This window comes from Micromonospora sp. NPDC051924, from assembly GCF_055586005.1.
The window spans coordinates 186243-200577 of sequence record NZ_JBVJJA010000001.1; the positions used below are offsets into that span (position 1 = coordinate 186243).

Annotated in this window: 15 protein-coding genes; 9 read left to right on the top strand and 6 right to left on the bottom strand. The window is 74.9% G+C overall.

Annotated elements, in window-relative coordinates:
• Positions 1-77: 77 nt before the first annotated feature.
• From ACZ6S5_RS00945 to ACZ6S5_RS00955, 3 genes are all read right to left on the bottom strand, one after another.
• Positions 78-1370 carry an acetyl-CoA C-acetyltransferase gene (locus ACZ6S5_RS00945; protein WP_465996374.1) on the bottom strand — a complete coding sequence of 431 codons (1293 nt, stop codon included), beginning with the start codon at positions 1368-1370 and terminating at the stop codon, positions 78-80.
• Between the two features lie 138 nt (positions 1371-1508).
• Positions 1509-2339: an ABC transporter permease subunit gene (locus ACZ6S5_RS00950; protein ID WP_465996376.1), complete on the bottom strand. Its 831-nt coding sequence runs from the start codon at positions 2337-2339 to the stop codon at positions 1509-1511.
• Positions 2329-3246 (bottom strand): ABC transporter ATP-binding protein, encoded by a 918-nt coding sequence (locus ACZ6S5_RS00955; RefSeq protein ID WP_465996378.1) that lies wholly within the window; start codon positions 3244-3246, stop codon positions 2329-2331. The genes ACZ6S5_RS00950 and ACZ6S5_RS00955 overlap by 11 nt, the downstream gene beginning before the upstream one ends.
• A gap of 81 nt (positions 3247-3327) precedes the next feature.
• Here ACZ6S5_RS00955 and ACZ6S5_RS00960 point away from each other — a divergent pair, with 81 nt between their 5' ends.
• The 8 genes from ACZ6S5_RS00960 to ACZ6S5_RS00995 all read left to right on the top strand — a co-directional run bounded on the left by ACZ6S5_RS00960 (position 3328) and on the right by ACZ6S5_RS00995 (position 11004).
• Positions 3328-3798: a GbsR/MarR family transcriptional regulator gene (locus ACZ6S5_RS00960; RefSeq protein ID WP_465996380.1), complete on the top strand. Its 471-nt coding sequence runs from the start codon at positions 3328-3330 to the stop codon at positions 3796-3798.
• 56 nt (positions 3799-3854) lie between these two features.
• Positions 3855-5213: a 3-oxoacyl-ACP reductase gene (locus ACZ6S5_RS00965; protein WP_465996382.1), complete on the top strand. Its 1359-nt coding sequence runs from the start codon at positions 3855-3857 to the stop codon at positions 5211-5213.
• 257 nt (positions 5214-5470) lie between these two features.
• Positions 5471-6355: a MaoC/PaaZ C-terminal domain-containing protein gene (locus tag ACZ6S5_RS00970; protein WP_465996527.1), complete on the top strand. Its 885-nt coding sequence runs from the start codon at positions 5471-5473 to the stop codon at positions 6353-6355.
• Between the two features lie 81 nt (positions 6356-6436).
• A complete protein-coding gene (locus tag ACZ6S5_RS00975) occupies positions 6437-7189 on the top strand; it encodes an NUDIX hydrolase (RefSeq protein ID WP_465996384.1) in 753 nt (250 codons plus the stop codon).
• A complete protein-coding gene (locus ACZ6S5_RS00980; RefSeq protein WP_465996386.1) occupies positions 7186-8160 on the top strand; it encodes a serine/threonine protein kinase in 975 nt (324 codons plus the stop codon). Before ACZ6S5_RS00975 ends, ACZ6S5_RS00980 begins: the two co-directional genes overlap by 4 nt.
• A gap of 10 nt (positions 8161-8170) precedes the next feature.
• Complete coding sequence (locus ACZ6S5_RS00985; RefSeq protein WP_465996388.1) at positions 8171-9127, top strand: hypothetical protein; 957 nt, start codon at positions 8171-8173, stop codon at positions 9125-9127.
• Entirely contained in the window at positions 9124-10362 is a 1239-nt protein-coding gene (locus tag ACZ6S5_RS00990) for an adenylosuccinate synthetase (protein WP_465996390.1), read from the top strand. Before ACZ6S5_RS00985 ends, ACZ6S5_RS00990 begins: the two co-directional genes overlap by 4 nt.
• A gap of 24 nt (positions 10363-10386) precedes the next feature.
• Entirely contained in the window at positions 10387-11004 is a 618-nt protein-coding gene (locus ACZ6S5_RS00995) for a DedA family protein (protein ID WP_465996392.1), read from the top strand.
• A 9-nt stretch (positions 11005-11013) separates the two neighbouring features.
• Here ACZ6S5_RS00995 and ACZ6S5_RS01000 read toward each other — a convergent pair whose 3' ends face one another.
• Complete coding sequence (locus ACZ6S5_RS01000; protein ID WP_465996394.1) at positions 11014-11661, bottom strand: response regulator; 648 nt, start codon at positions 11659-11661, stop codon at positions 11014-11016.
• Complete coding sequence (locus ACZ6S5_RS01005; RefSeq protein ID WP_465996396.1) at positions 11658-12812, bottom strand: sensor histidine kinase; 1155 nt, start codon at positions 12810-12812, stop codon at positions 11658-11660. Before ACZ6S5_RS01005 ends, ACZ6S5_RS01000 begins: the two co-directional genes overlap by 4 nt.
• 160 nt (positions 12813-12972) lie before the next feature.
• On the opposite strand from ACZ6S5_RS01005, the gene ACZ6S5_RS01010 reads away from it, so the two are divergent.
• Entirely contained in the window at positions 12973-13656 is a 684-nt protein-coding gene (locus ACZ6S5_RS01010) for a DedA family protein (protein ID WP_465996398.1), read from the top strand.
• Here the strand turns inward: ACZ6S5_RS01010 and ACZ6S5_RS01015 are convergent.
• Positions 13631-14269: a TetR/AcrR family transcriptional regulator gene (locus ACZ6S5_RS01015; protein ID WP_465996400.1), complete on the bottom strand. Its 639-nt coding sequence runs from the start codon at positions 14267-14269 to the stop codon at positions 13631-13633. The two genes, ACZ6S5_RS01010 and ACZ6S5_RS01015, sit on opposite strands and share 26 nt — an antisense overlap.
• Positions 14270-14335 lie beyond the last annotated feature (66 nt).

The window sequence follows — 14335 nt, forward strand, 5'->3', positions numbered from 1 at the left end:
GGATCAGGGGTGTGGACGCGTGGCGGGCAGGCGGTGAGGAGGGGCAGGACGCGGCACTCCTGGGGCGATCAACGCCCTCAGCGCTCCAGGATCGCGGTCACGCCCTGCCCACCGGCGGCGCAGATGGAGATGAGGCCCCGGCCGCTGCCCTTCCGGTCGAGGAGCTTGGCCAGGGTGGCCACGATCCGCCCGCCGGTGGCGGCGAACGGGTGCCCGGCGGCGAGCGAGGAGCCGTTGACGTTGAGCTTGTCCCGGTCGATCGCGCCGAGCGGGGCGTCCAGGCCGAGGCGCTCCTTGCAGAACTCCGGCGACTCCCAGGCGGCCAGGGTGGCCAGCACCTGCGAGGCGAACGCCTCGTGGATCTCGTAGAAGTCGAAGTCCTGGAGGGCCAGGCCGGCCCGGGCCAGCATCCGGGGCACCGCGTACGCGGGGGCCATCAGCAGCCCCTCGTCGCCGTGCACGAAGTCGACCGCGGCGGTCTCCGACCAGGAGAACCAGGCCAGCACCGGCAGGTTGTGCTCGCGGGCCCACTCCTCGCTGGCCAGCAGCACCGTGGACGCGCCGTCGGTGAGCGGGGAGGAGTTGCCGGCCGTCATGGTGGCCCGCTCGGCGTCCGGGCCCTTCGCGCCGAAGACCGGCTTGAGCGAGCCGAGCTTCTCCAGGCTGGTGTCCGGCCGCAGGTTCTGGTCGCGGGTCAGCCCCAGGTAGGGGGTCATCAGGTCGTCGAAGAACCCCTTGTCGTACGCGGCGGCGAGCCGCTGGTGCGAGCGCAGCGCCAGCTCGTCCTGGGCCGGCCGGTCGACGTTCCAGCGCAGCGCCGTCCGCGCGGCGTGCTCCCCCATGGACAGCCCGGTACGCGGCTCCGCGTTGCGCGGGATCTCCGGCCGGAACGGCTGGTGCGGGCGGAGCTTCGCGGCGACCTTCAGCCGCTCACCGAGGGTCCGCGCGGAGCTGAGCTGGAGCAGGGTGCGGCGCAGGTCCTCGTTGATCGCCAGCGGCGCGTCCGAGGTGGTGTCCACCCCACCGGCGATGCCGACCTCGATCTGCCCGAGGGCGATCTTGTTGGCGACCAGGATCGCGGCCTCCAGGCCGGTGCCGCAGGCCTGCTGGATGTCGTACGCCGGGGTGTGCGGGTCGAGGCGGGAGCCGAGCACCACCTCGCGGGTGAGGTTGAAGTCCCGGGAGTGCTTGAGCACCGCGCCGGCGACCACCTCACCGACCCGCTGCCCGGCGAGGCCGAACCGGGCGACCAGACCGTCCAGGGCCGCGCCGAGCATGTCGGCGTTGGACGCGTGCGCGTACCGCGAGTTGGACCGGGCGAAGGGGATGCGGTTGCCCCCGATGACCGCGACCCGCCGGACACTCTGCACGATCGGCCTCCTCCGAAGCTGCTGACCCGAACCTACTCGCCAGTAGGCTACGCCGCCGGGGGGTTGCGGCGCGAGTCCTGCGGGCACCGGCTCGGCACGGATACGCGTGCCGGGCCGGATGCGCCGCGGGGCTCCGGCTCAGCGACCGAGGTCGCGGCGTACGAACCGGAGGATGCCCACCCCGAACAGAACGGCCGTGGCGACGGCCAGGACGACCGGGTCGGTGGCGGCGAAGCCGTGCCGCAGTGGCTCCCCGCCGATGTAGTAGTGGAACGGGGTGAAGTGGCGGGCCCACTCCGCGCCGATCTGTGGCGCGAGCCCGTTCAGCGCATAGCTGAGCACCCCCAGGCCGGCGGTGAGGCCGAAGACCACCGCCCGGCTCTTCCCGGTGGCCGCGCCGAGCGCCGTACCGAGCGCGCCGAAGAAGACGCCGAGCAGCATCAGGTTGACCGCCTGGGCAACGAAGTTGGTGACGCTGATCGAGTCCAGGCCGGCGCTCGTCCGGACGGCGAGCACGGCGACCAGGACGACGGCGGAGATCACCACGGCGCCGGCGGCGAGGGCCGCGAAGCGGTGCAGCAGCAGCCGCGCCCGGCCGATCGGGTGGGCCAGCAGCAGGTCCAGGTACCCCGATTCCTCGTCGGCAGCCGTCATCCGCGCTCCGGTCGCCGCCCCGTAGAACATGAGCAGCAGCGGCACGAGCAGCCCGAACACCGCCCCCTGCAGGTAGCCGGCCGCGGTCGAGGTGTCGTCCAGTCCGAAGCCGCGCATCGCCTCCGGCGCGTTCGCGGCCGACTGGGCGCTCAGCTGCGGGTAGAAGCTGGCGTACAGCACGGCCAGCAGACCGGTGACCAGCGCCCAGACGGTGAAGATCCGACGGTTGTCGTGGAGCGTCTTGCCGGCCATCGACCGGCCGAAGACGCGGGCGGCCCGGGAGCTCCCGGGGACGGGGTGGAGGTCAGGCGACATCGCCGACCTCCTGCCGCTCGGCGGGACCGGCGTAGTAGCCGTGGAACAGCTCCTCCAGGTCCTGGGTGTCGGCACGCAGCCCGACGACGGAGTGCCGGGCAGCGACCTTGATCAGAGCGTCCGGGGTGCCGTCGAGCCGGCAGTCGAGGACGGAGCCCTGCACGACCAGGTCCCGTACGCCGGGCAGGCCGCTGAACTCGGCGGCCCGGACCGGCTCGCCGAAGGTGAGCCGAACCCGCAGCTGGGACCGGCTGCGCAGGTCGGCAACCGGGTCCAGCGCGACCAGGCGACCCTCCCGGATGATCGCGACGCGGTCGGCCACCGCCTCGACCTCGCTCATGATGTGACTGGACATGAAGACGGTCCGCCCGTCCCGCCGGGCCTCGGCGACCAGCGCCAGGAACGTCTGTTGCACGAGGGGGTCCAACCCGGATGTCGGCTCGTCCAGGATCAGCAGCTCGGGCCGGTGCATGAAGGCCTGCACCAGTCCCACCTTCTGCCGGTTGCCCTTGGACAGGCTCCTGATCCGGGCGGTGAGGTCCAGGTCGAGACGGTCGGCCAGCTCGACGATCCGGGCCGCGGGTACGCCGCCCCGCAGATTGCCCAGGAAGGTCAGGCACTCGCCGGCCCGCTGGCGACCGTCGACCACGAAGTCACCGGGGAGGTAGCCGATCCGGCGGCGTAGGCCGACCGGGTCCGCCCCGGGATCGAGGCCGAACACCCGGGCCGAGCCCGAGGTGGGGCGGATGAGGTTCAGCAGCAGCCGGATGGTGGTCGACTTGCCGGCCCCGTTGGGCCCGAGGTAGCCGAACACCTCGCCGGGCTGCACGTCCAGCGTGAGGCCGGCGAGGCCACGGCGGGATCCGTACGTCTTGGTGAGCTCGGTGAGCTCGATGACGGGAGGCATGTCGTCAACCTATCAGAGCCTTCAGAGATTTTTGAAGACTGAGAGATGTTAGAGTTACGCCTGACACCGGAGGAGGACCACGTGGCGGACACCGGCGCAGCGGCCGAACGGATGGCGCTCGTCCTTTCCGAGGGCGGCCTGCAGAAGGCGACCGCGCGCGTCATGGCGGCCTTCCTCTTCGCCGACGCGGAGAGCGTGACCGCCACCGAGCTGACCGAGCAGCTCGGCATCAGCTCGGGCTCGGTGTCAGGCGCGATCAAGATGTTGTCCACCGTCGGCCTGATCGAACGGGTGCCGGCACCGGGCAGCCGCCGGGAGCACTACCGGCTGCGCGAGGGCGCCTGGGCGACCCTGATGTCCACGCAGAACGGCATGGTCAAGTCCATGTTCGAGGCGGCCGACGAGGGGATAGCCGCAGCCGGGAAGGACAGCCCCGCCGCCCGGCGACTGGCGGAGATGCGGGACTTCTACGGATTCATGTTCCGCGAGCTCCCCGCCCTGGTGGACCGGTGGCGGGCCGAACGAACCGCCCGGCCGGGCAGGGACGACTGACCGGGACGTCGCCCGCAGGGGGTTGCGTCCAACCTACTCACCAGTAGGCTACGGTCATGAGCGACCGCTACGCGAGCTTCGTCCAGACGGGGGCAGGCCGGGCGCTGGTCAAGCGCCTCGGGCTGCCCGACCCGCCCCGACTGCGCCGGCACACGCCGGGCGACCCGCTCGTCCCCGGGCCGGTCCTGCTCGGTGCCGCGGACGGCAGCCGGCTCACCGAGCAGGTCACCAAGCTGCTGACCTTCGCCGGAGTCGAGCTGCGCGACCCGGTCGCGGCCACCGACGCCACGGCGCGCTACGCCGGCCTGGTGTACGACGCCACCGGCATCGCCGACTCCACCGGGCTGCGCCAGCTCTACGACTTCTTCCACCCGCACGCCCGGTCCCTGACCCCGAGCGGCCGGGTGATCGTGCTGGGCACCCCGCCGGCCGAGTGCGGCTCGCCCCGCGAGGCGACCGCCCAGCGGGCGTTGGAGGGGCTGACCCGCAGCATCGGCAAGGAGTTCGGCCGGGGCGTCACCGCGCAACTGGTGTACGTGACGAAGGACGGCGACACCGGCACCCCGGTCAGCCTGGAGGCCACCCTGCGCTTCCTGCTGTCTGGCCGGTCCGCGTACGTCTCCGGTCAGGTGATCCGGGTCGGCGCCGGCACCGCCGTCGCGCCGGCCGACTGGGACCGGCCGCTGGACGGGCAGGTCGTGCTGGTCACCGGGGCCGCCCGGGGCATCGGCGCGGCGCTGGCCAGGGTGCTCGCCCGGGACGGCGCCAAGGTGGTGGCGCTGGACGTGCCGGCGGCCGGGGACGCGCTGGCCGAGGTGGCCAACGAGATCGGCGGCACCGCCGTGCAGCTCGACCTGACCGCGCCGGACGCGCCGACCCGGCTGGCCGAGCACCTGGCGAGCCGGCACGGCCGGGTCGACGTGGTGGTGCACAACGCCGGCATCACCCGGGACAAGACCCTCGGCCGGATGGACGCGGACCGCTGGGACCAGGTCATCGACGTGAACCTGTCCAGCCAGGAGCGGATCAACGACGTGCTGCTGGAGCGCGACCTGATCCCCGCCGGCGGCCGGATCGTCTCGGTCTCCTCGATCGCCGGCATCGCCGGCAACCGGGGCCAGACCAACTACGCGACCAGCAAGGCCGGCGTGATCGGCCTGGTCGACTCGCTCGCCCCGGTGCTGAGCGGTCGGGGCATCAGCCTCAACGCGGTCGCGCCCGGCTTCATCGAGACCCGGCTGACCGCACGGATCCCGCTGCTGATCCGGGAGGCGGGCCGGCGGATGAACAGCATGGCCCAGGGCGGCCTGCCGGTGGACGTGGCGGAGACGATCGGCTGGCTGGCCTGGCCGGCGTCCGGCGCGGTCACCGGCAACATCGTCCGGGTCTGCGGCCAGAGCCTGCTGGGGGCGTGATGGCGCGGCGGAAGCGGCGGTCGGCGGAGCCGGCCGAGGAACTGTCGGTGCACGAGCTGATCGACGGTCCGACCATGGACCTGACGGCGGCCCGGAACGCCCTGGCCGCGCGCGGTGGCTCCGAGCCGTCGCGCGACGCGAGGGAGGACCGGCCCACCCTGGCCACCGAGGCGACCCAGGACCTGTCCGCGCTGGCGAACGATCTCACCCACGACCTCTCCAGCGCCGTCGCGGCGGGCCGGTCGACGGCCGGCGGGGTGGGGACGCTGGCCGGCCCGGAGGGGCGGGTCCGGATCGACCTGCCCCGGCTGCCGGCGGCCGGTGCGCTCTACCGGCGCGCCCTGCTCGGCGCGCTGCCCGGCACGGGCCGTCGGCGTCAGCACGGTGTGCCCGAGGTGGAGTTGGGCGTTACCGGGGTGACGGTGGATCGGGCCCACCTGGCCGACTACGACCGGGTCTGCGGGTTCCGGCTGGCCGACCGGCTGCCGGGGACGTACCTGCACGTGCTGGGCTTTCCGCTGTCACTGCGGCTGATGACGGCGGCGGAGTTCCCCGTTCCGCTGGGCGGGGTGGTGCACGTGACGAACCGGATCACCGTGCACCGGCCGGTCGAGGCCGGCGAGACCGTGGACTTCCGCACGTACGCGGAGAACCTGCGCCCGCACGAGCGGGGCCGGCAGCTCGACGTGGTGCTGGTCGGCTCGGTCGACGGCGAGGAGGTCTGGCGGGGCATCTCGACGTACCTCGGTCGGGAGCGGAAGACGGGCGGCGGCCCGCGGCGCGACCGGGGTGACCGCCCGGCCCCGCCGGCCGCGTCGGCGCACTGGCGGGTCACCCCGCGGGTGGGCACCGACTACGCCCGGGTCTCGGGCGACCACAACCCGATCCACACGTCCCGACTGGGTGCGCGGCTGTTCGGCTTCCCCCGGCCGATCGCGCACGGCATGTGGAGCAAGGCGCGGTGCCTGGCCGCGCTGGAGAGCCGGCTGCCGGAGGCGTACACGGTGGACGTCTCGTTCAAGCTGCCGGTGCCGCTGCCGTCCACGGTGGCCTTCAGCGCCACGCCCACCGGCGCGGACTGGGACTTCGCCCTGCACAGCGCGCGGGACGGGCGACCGCACCTGGTCGGCACCGTCCGCTGAGGAAAGAGGGGCTTGGCACACCCCTCTTTCCTGCGCTAAGTTGTTCTCAGGTTGAGTTGTTCTCAAGATGAGAGAGACGCCGTGAACGAGCAGGACTTCCTCGCCGCGTACGACCCCCGGGACTACCCGGCGGTCGCGGTCACCGTCGACGTGGTGGCGCTGACCATCCGCGAGGGCGCGCTGCACCTGCTGCTGATCCGCCGGGGCGCGCCGCCGTACGAGGGCCACTGGGCGCTGCCCGGCGGGTTCGTCCGGCCGGACGAGGACCTGGCCGCCGGCGCCCGCCGCGAGTTGGCCGAGGAGACCGGGCTCGGCGGTGAGCGGCTGCGCCGGGTGCACCTGGAACAGCTCGGCAGCTACGGCGCGCCGGACCGGGACCCGCGGATGCGGGTCGTCTCGGTCGCCCACCTGGCCTTCGCCCCCGACCTGCCGGACCCCGCCGCCGGCACCGACGCCGACGAGGCGGCCTGGCTGCCGGTGACCGCGCTCAGCAGCCGGCAGCTCGCCTTCGACCACGGCCGGATCATCGACGACGGCCTGGAGCGGGCCCGGTCCAAGCTGGAATACACGCCCCTCGCGACCCGCTTCCTCGACCCCGAGTTCACCGTCACCGAGCTGCGGGCGGTCTACGAGACGGTCTGGGGGCACCCGCTGCACGCGGGCAACTTCCACCGCAAGGTGCTCTCCGTGCCCGGCTTCGTGGAGAGCACCGGGGCCAGCACCGAGCGCGGCGGGGCCCGGGGCGGCCCCCGGGCCAGGCTCTACCGGGCCGGCGACGCCCGGCTGCTCCACCCGGCGCTGCTGCGCCCCGCCCGGGAGGAGACGGTGCGGTGAGGACCGAGGAGGCCATCCGGCTGGTCACGGCGGCCCGCAGCGACGCCGACCTGTTCGGCACCGAGGCGCCCGCCCGCCGCTACCGCGAGCTGGTCGCGGCCCTGCACCCCGACCGGCTGGGCGCGGCCGACGAGGCGGTACGCGTCGCCGCCACCGACGCGCTGACGGTGGTCACCGGCCGGTGGCGGGGCGGCCGGAGCACCATCCTCGGCGGCTACCGCCTCCACCGGGTCGCGTACGCCGGGGACCTGGCCGACCTGCACGACGTCGGGGCGGACCGGCTGCTCAAACTGCCGCGCAGCCCGGCCGACAACGACCTGATGGCCGGCGAGGCGCGCGCCCTGCGGGCGATCGAGGAGCGGGGCGACCCGCGCCACCTGCCGTACGTGCCCCGGCTGGTCGACTCCTTTCCCGTCCGCGATCCGGGGAGCGGGGCGGAACGCCGGGTCAACGTGGTGGCCGCGGTGCCCGGGCTGCACAGCCTGGACGAGGTGCGCCGGGCGTACCCGGACGGGCTGGACCCCCGCGACGCGGCCTGGATGTGGCGGCGGCTGCTGGTCGCCCTCGGCCTGGCTCACCGGGCCGGCGTGGTGCACGGCGCGGTGCTCCCCCGGCACGTGCTGATCGAGCCGGACGCGCACGGCCTGGTGCTGGTCGACTGGTGCTTCTCCGTGGTCGGCGAGGGTGCCGTCCCGGCGCTGGTCCCCGGCCACGAGGACTGGTACCCGGCGGAGGTGACCGGCCGGCGGCCCGCCGGCCCCGGCACCGACCTGGCCATGGCCGCCCGCTGCATGACCTGGCTGATGGCCGACCGCGCCCCGCGCGAGCTGCGCGCCTTCGCGGCCGGCTGCCGACGCTCGACGCTGGCCGCCCGGCCCGACGACGCCTGGCGGCTGCTCGCCGAACTCGACGAGATGCTGGAACGCCTCTTCGGCCCCCGCACGTTCCGACCGTTCACCCTCAACCCCTAGGGAGGCTGCCATGGGCAGCGGAATCTGGTCCACCGACGTGTACGACGCCGCCGACCGCTACCGGCGGACCACCGGAAAGAGCGCCTTCTCCTACAGCGACAGCGGGGCGCGGACCGTGCACCCCGCGCTCGACCCGCGCGGCGCGGTCCGGGAGAGCCGGGACTCCGCCGAGCACCCGCAGTCGACCGCCATCGCGGTCCTGTTCGACGTGACCGGCTCGATGGGCCACGTCCCCCGTACCCTCCAGACCAAGCTGCCGCAGCTGCTCGGCCTGCTGCTGCGCCAGGGGTACGCCCACGACCCGCAGATCATGTTCGGCGCGATCGGCGACGCCACCTGCGACCGGGTGCCGCTGCAGATCGGCCAGTTCGAGTCCGACAACCGGATGGACGACGACCTCGGCCGGATCGTGCTCGAGGGCGGCGGTGGCGGCCAGATGACCGAGTCGTACGAGCTGGCCATGTACTTCATGGCCCGGCACACGGTCACCGACTGCTGGGAGCAGCGGGGCCGGCGCGGCTACCTGTTCATCATCGGCGACGAGCTGGCGTACCCCCGGGTGAAGGCCCGGGAGGTGGCCCGGCTGATCGGCGACGACCTGCGGGAGGACCTGCCGCTCCGGCGGATCGTCGACGAGGTGACCCGGCGCTGGGACACCTACTACCTGCTCCCGGCCGGCAGCGCGTACGCCGGCAACCGGAAGGTGCTGGACTTCTGGCGCGGCCTGCTCGGCCAGCAGGCCGTCGAGCTGGACGACCTGGACGCGGTCTGCGAGACCATCGCGCTCACCGTCGGCCTCGGCGAGCAGGCCATCGACCTGGACGAAGGGCTGCGCGACCTGGACCGGTCTGGCTCGACGGCCGGCCGGACCGTCTCCAGGGCCCTCGCCCGGCTGGGCCGGGCCGGGCGCGCCGAGGTGGCCGCCCTGCCGGTGGCGGGGAGCCGCTCGGGAGTGACCCGGCTGTGAACCACGTGCTGGTGGTCGACCTCGGCTACGGCGACGCCGGCAAGGGCACCGTCGTGGACTGGCTCTGCGCGAGCCGGCCGGTGCACACGGTGGTCCGGTTCAACGGGGGCGCACAGGCGGCGCACAACGTCGTGCTGCGCGACGGACGGCACCACACGTTCGCACAGTTCGGCGCCGGGACGTTCCGCCCCGGGGTGCGTACCCACCTGGCGCGGCACGTGGTGGTGGACCCGCTGGCGCTGGCCGCCGAGGCCGACCACCTCGCGTCCGTGGGCGTGCCGGACGCGCTGGACCGGCTGACCGTGGACGGCGAGGCGCTGCTGGCCACGCCGTACCACCGGGCCGCCAACCGGGCCCGGGAGATCGCCCGGGGAGCCGACCGGCACGGCTCCTGCGGGCTGGGGGTGGGCGAGGCGGTCGCGTACGGCCTCGCCCACCCCGACGAGGCCCCCCGGGTGGCGGACTGCCGCCGCCCGGCGGTGCTGCGCCGCCGGCTCAGGGCGCTGCGGGACCGGCTCACCGCCGAGCTGGGCCCGCTGGACGCCCCGCCGGTCGAGGACTGCCTGCCCGCGTACGCCGGGTTCGCCGGGCGGGTGGCGATCGTCGACCGGGCGTACCTGTCCGGGGTGCTGCGGGCCGGGACGTGCGTCTTCGAGGGGGCGCAGGGGGTGCTGCTCGACGAGTGGCACGGCTTCCACCCGTACACCACCTGGAGCACCACCACGTTCGCGAACGCGGAGACGCTGCTCGCCGAGGCGGGGCTGGCGGGCACCGCGCAGCGGCTCGGGGTGCTGCGGGTGACCACCACCCGGCACGGGCCCGGGCCGCTGGTCACCGAGGACCCGGCGCTGCCGTTCACCGACCCGCGCAACCCGACCAACCCCTGGCAGGGGCGCTTCCGGTTCGGCCACTTCGACGCGGTCGCCCACCGGTACGCCCTCGACGCCGCGGGCGGGGTGGACGGGCTGGCCCTGACCCACCTCGACCTGGCCGGCCCGGCGCTGCGGATCTGCCGCCGCTACGACACCCTGGACCGGCTGGTGCCGGGCCCGGCCGGCGACCTGGCCCGGCAGGCCGCGCTGACCGCCCGCCTGCTCGACGCCCGCCCGGTGTACGACGACCCGCCCGCCGACTGGCCGGCGGCGGTGGCGGCCGAACTGGGCGCCCCGGTGCTGCTCACCTCGCACGGCCCGACCGCGGAGGACAAGGCTGCCACCGTTTTCGCTCCCTGCTGACGCCGCACCGCCGAGCATGGGGGCATGGGGGACGTGCTCGACCTGCTGCACCGGACGGTGACCTCGCCGTGGGTGTACCTGGTGATCATCGCGGTCACCGCGGTGGACGCGTTCTTCCCGGCGATACCGGGCGAGACCGTGGTGATCACCGCTGCGGTCTTCGCCGCCGGCGGGGAACCCAACGTGGTCGCGGTGATCGTCACGGCCGCGCTCGGCGCGCTGCTCGGCGACCACGTCTCGTACGCGATCGGGCGCGGCGGTGGCGCGCACCGGCTGGCCCGGCTGCCCGCGGACAGCCGGCGGCGGGCCGGCTCGGAGTGGGCCCGCCGGGCGGTCGACCGGCGCGGCGGCATGATCCTGGCCACCGCCCGGTACGTCCCCGGCGGCCGGACAGCCGTCACCCTGACCATGGGGACGGTCCGGTACCCGATCCGCTCCTTCCTCAAGTACGACGCGCTGGCCTGCGGCACCTGGGGCATCTACTGCGGACTCGTCGGCTACTTCGGCGGCCTGGCCTTCCAGCACGACCCGATCCGCGGGCTGCTCGCCGGCGTGGGCCTCTCGGTGGCGGTCACCGGCCTGTTCGAGGTCGTCCGCTGGGCCCGCCGCCGCGCCCGCGCCCGCGCCACCGCGCGCCGCTGACGACAGGTCTCACTCCTCCAGCAGGTCGGCGTCGTGGACCAGGATGGCGAGCTGAACCCGGTTGGCCACTCCGAGCTTGGCCAGCGCGCGGCTGACGTGCGTCTTCACGGTCGCCTCGCTCGTGCCGAGCCGGCGGGCCACGTCGGCGTTCGCGTCACCCCGGGCCACCTCCCGGACGATCGCCGCCTCCCGGTCGGTGAGCCGGGTCAGCCGCTCCCGGGCGGCCTCCCGCCGGGCCGGGCCGCGTTCGGCGAACGAGCTGATCAACCGCCGGGTCACCGTCGGGGCGAGCATGGCGTTGCCGGCCGCGACGGTCCGCACGGCGGCGGCGAGTTCCCGGGGCGGGGTGTCCTTGAGCAGGAAGCCGACCGCGCCGGCGCGCAGCGCGGCGTGCACGTACTCGTCCCGGTCGAAGGTGGTGAGCATGACGACCTTCGGGCCCTCGGCGACGATCCGGGGCGCGACGGACAGCCCGTCGGTGCCGGGCATGCGGACGTCCAGCAGCACCACGTCGGGCCGCAGCCGGACGGCGGCGGCCAGCGCCTCGGCACCGTCGGCCGCCTCGCCGACCACCGCGATGTCCGGCGCGGCCTCCAGGATCAGCCGCAGGCCGGCACGGACCAGCTGCTCGTCGTCGGCGATCAGGGTACGGATCATGGCAGCTCCTCGACCGGCACCAGCGCCCGCAGCAGGAATCCGCCGTCGGCGGTCGGTCCGGCCGACAGCCGGCCACCGGCCAGTTCGACCCGCTCGCACAGCCCGACCAGGCCGAGCCCCGCGCCGGGCAGGGCGGGGCCGGGCCGGGTGGCCGGGCCGGTGCGGACGGCGACCTCGATCCCGTCGGGCAGGTGCCGCAGGCGGACGGTTGCCGCCGCGTCCGGGGCGTGCTTGCGGGCGTTCGTCAGCCCCTCCTGGACCACCCGGTGCACGGTCCGCGCCACCGCGCCGGGCACCGGCCCCGGCGTCCCCTCGTCCTGCCGGTCCACCCGGAGGCCGGCCGCCCGGGACTCCCGCACCAGCTCGTCGACCGCGTCGAGCCCGGCGGCGGGAAGCGGACTGCCGTCGCCGGCCCGCTGACGCAGCACGCCGAGCACCTCGCGCAGGTCGGTCAGGGCCGCCCGGCCGGTGGAGCGGATCAGGGCGGCCGCCTCGACGGTGGCCGGGTCGGCGGCGGTCACTTCCAGCGCCCCGGCGTGCACCACCATGAGCGAGACCCGGTGCGCCACCACGTCGTGCATCTCCCGGGCGATCCGGGCCCGCTCCTCGGCGCGCACCCGGGCCGCCCGCGCCTCCTGCTCGCGCTCCAGCCGCTCGGCGCGGTCCCGCAGGGCGAACAGGGTGTCCCGCCGGGCCCGGATCCACAGCCCGACGAGCAGCGGGAAGACGACCAGCCAGGCGAAGAGCGCCACGCCGTTGGCACCGGTCGCGGTGGTCAGCCGGCGCTCCCCGCCGACCGCGACGCCGATCACCACCCCGAGCAGGGCGACGAGTCCCGACCCGAGCAGGTGAGCGACGAGCCGGCGACCACGCAGCGCGGTCCCGGCCCGCCAGGAGGCCAGGACGGCGGCCGGCCAGGCGGCCAGGACGACCCAGCCGACCGCCGCCGCGGCGACCAGCGGCCAGCGACGGGCGGCCACGGCGGCGGCGCCCGAGGCCAGCGCCACGGCCAGCACCAGCAGCCGGGGCAGCGGCGAGCGGACGCCCAGCGCGCCGGTGGCCGACGCCCAGGTGCCGGCGGCCACCAGCGCCGCGAGCACGAGCGGCGTGTGCCGCTCGGCCCGCCGCAGCAGGGCGGCGCGGGTGGTCACCCGGCGAGCCTAGGCCGGACCGGCGCGCGACGGGGCGTACCTCCGGGTGGGTTGGGGGCCGACCCCGACGGCCCGTCGGGGTACGACGCGACGAAAGTGACCGCCGCCGGCCGACCGACGGCAGATGGCGGGGACCGGCGTCGCGACCAGCATCGGGGCCATGGATTCCGTGCTCGACCTGCTCCACCAGACCATGTCGTCGCCCTGGGTCTACCTGGCGCTGTTCACCATCGCGGTGGTCGACGGCTTCTTCCCGGTGGTGCCGAGCGAGACCGCCGTGATCACCGCCGGGGTCTTCGCCGCCACCGGCCAGCCCGACCTGCCGCTGGTGGTCGGGGTGGCCGCGCTCGGCGCGCTCGTCGGCGACCACGTCTCATACGCGATCGGCCGGCACGGCGGCGGCCGGCTGCTGGCCCGGCTCCCGGCGGCCGGTCGCGACGCGGCGTCGGACGCGCCGGGCCGCAACGGTCGGGGGAGCCGGCGGCGGGCCGCGGTGGCGCGGGCCCGGCGGGGCATCGCGGCGCGCGGCGGTCTGATCCTCACGGTGGCCCGCTACGTACCGGGTGGACGGACCGCGGTCACCCTGACCATGGGTGCGACCCGGTTCCCCCGGCGTCGGTTCCTGGCCTTCGACGCGCTGGCCGCGATCTCCTGGGGCGTCTACTCGGCGCTGGTCGGCTACCTGGGTGGGCTCGCCTTCGAGCGGGACCCGGTCCGTGGGCTGCTGCTCGGGCTGGGGCTGGCGCTGACCCTGACCGTGGTCGTGGAGGCGGTGCGCTGGGCGCGTGGCCGGCGCCGGCGGGAGGCGCGCGCGAGGGTCAGTCGGCCGGCGGGTGCCAGGTGACGCCGCGCAGCAGTTGGTCGGCGCCGAGCCAGGCGACGTTCATCATCCGGGTGGCGGTCTTCTCCGGATCCGCCTCCGGGTGGTCGGCGAGCCAGTCCGCCAGGGACTCGGTGGCGCCCACCAGGGCGTACGCGATGACCTCCAGGTCGGTGGCGCGGACCTCGCGACCCTTGGCGCGCAGCGCGTGGTCGAGCATGCCGGCGACCACCTCGACCAGCCGACCACGCATGGTGGCCAGCTCGGCGGCGAACGGCTGCTCGCCGCGGGCCTGCCGGTAGAGCACCGCCCAGCCGTCCCGGTGCGCGCCGACGAAGCCGAAGAAGGCGCGCAGCCCGCGCCAGAGCCGCTCGTCGGCGGGCAGGTCGGGGGCCGCCGCCCCGGCGATGGCCTCCATCATCCGGGTGCCCTCCCGGTGCAGGCAGGCGACGAAGAGTTCCTCCTTCGTCCCCAGGTACGCGTAGACCATCGGCTTGGAGATGCCGGCGTCGTCGGCGATCTCGTCCATGCTGGCGGCGTGAAAGCCCCGACGCGAGAAGACCCGGACCGCCGCGTCGAGCATCTGCTGCTCGCGGACCGCCCGGGGCAGGCGCTTGAAGGTGGGTGTGCTGGACACCCTTGCAAGCATACCTACTCGTGCGTAAGGTTACGCCCGAGTAACCAAAGTCGGCCCGCTCCGAGA

Coding starts and splice junctions, on each gene's coding strand:
- ACZ6S5_RS00955 (WP_465996378.1), bottom strand. CDS start 3,246: ATGCCTCCCGTCATCGAGCTCACCGAGCTCACCAAGACGTACGGATCC.
- ACZ6S5_RS00965 (WP_465996382.1), top strand. CDS start 3,855: ATGAGCGACCGCTACGCGAGCTTCGTCCAGACGGGGGCAGGCCGGGCG.
- ACZ6S5_RS00950 (WP_465996376.1), bottom strand. CDS start 2,339: ATGTCGCCTGACCTCCACCCCGTCCCCGGGAGCTCCCGGGCCGCCCGC.
- ACZ6S5_RS00985 (WP_465996388.1), top strand. CDS start 8,171: ATGGGCAGCGGAATCTGGTCCACCGACGTGTACGACGCCGCCGACCGC.
- ACZ6S5_RS01010 (WP_465996398.1), top strand. CDS start 12,973: ATGGATTCCGTGCTCGACCTGCTCCACCAGACCATGTCGTCGCCCTGG.
- ACZ6S5_RS00995 (WP_465996392.1), top strand. CDS start 10,387: ATGGGGGACGTGCTCGACCTGCTGCACCGGACGGTGACCTCGCCGTGG.
- ACZ6S5_RS01000 (WP_465996394.1), bottom strand. CDS start 11,661: ATGATCCGTACCCTGATCGCCGACGACGAGCAGCTGGTCCGTGCCGGC.